The organism is Nocardia carnea, from assembly GCF_029868325.1.
Lineage (GTDB): Bacteria > Actinomycetota > Actinomycetes > Mycobacteriales > Mycobacteriaceae > Nocardia > Nocardia carnea_C.
In genome coordinates, this window is sequence record NZ_JARWNW010000223.1 from 1 (window position 1) to 1,068 (window position 1,068).

Genomic DNA, 1,068 nt, shown 5'->3' on the forward strand with positions numbered 1-1,068 from the left:
CGGGCCCGAGGAATCGGTTTTCTGCCCGGTGGCCGCAGACGAAGACAGCACCTCGGGGTAGGTCATGCCCGCGCGTTCGTTGCGGTCGAGATTACCGCCGGCGACCATACCGTCGAGCACATAGTTCCAGCGGGCCTCGGCGCCTTCCGGATTCGATTCCGGATCCAGCAGCGACGGCAACTGGATGGTCGCGGCGAGAACGGCGCCTTCGGCGACGTTCAACTCCTGCACCGGCTTACCGAAATACGCTTTGGCGGCCGCGTCGATACCGTAGGCACCGCGCCCGAAATAGATGGTGTTCAGGTAGGCGGTGAGGATTTCGTCCTTACTCCACTGCCGAGCCATCTTCGCCGAGATCACCAGCTCGTGGAGTTTACGGGTGTAGCTGCGTTCATCACCGACCAGCGCGTTCTTCACATACTGCTGGGTGATCGTCGAACCACCACCGGCGCTTTCCCGGCCGAGCAGGTTATCGCGCGCGGCGCGGGCGAAACCGGAGATGGAGAAGCCCGGGTTGCTGTAGAAGTCGCGGTCCTCCGCGGCGATCACGGCGTTACGCACATGCGGCGGAATCTGATCGATCGTCACATCGGTGCGGTTGCCCTGCGGTGGAACGACGCGCGTGATCTCGGTTTCCCCGTCGCTGGCGAGGATCGTCGCGACCTGGTTGGTCTTGAGATCGCCCGGTTCGGGGACCGACACCGTGGAATAGGCGATCAGGAATACCGTGCTCGGCACCACGATGGCCAGCGCCACCAGGACGTAGGCGATCCGGCGCGCGATCTTCCACCGGTTCTTGCGTTTCTGACCGGGACCACGGCCCTCGGGGCCACCGGGACCGCCGGAACGGTTCCCGCCGGGCCGCCGCGGCGGTGGGCCGCCACCCGGGCCGGAGCGGTTACGCGCCCGGCTGTCGGCGCCGGCGGGCCCCCGCGGCCCCCGGGGCGGGCGCGGGCGGGGGGCGGCGCGCCGGGCGGGCGGGGGGCGGGGGGCGGGGCGGCTGTGGCGGGGGGGGGTGGCCGCGGCCTGGGGGGCGGCGGCACCGGCAAGCGCGTCGGCCTGTTCGTT

At 69.7% G+C, this 1,068-nt stretch carries 1 protein-coding gene; it reads right to left on the reverse strand.

Going from position 1 to position 1,068, the window contains the following annotated elements:
* On the reverse strand, positions 1–1,068 hold a 1,068-nt coding region (locus QH196_RS18580), incomplete at both ends, for a transglycosylase domain-containing protein (RefSeq protein WP_280417067.1).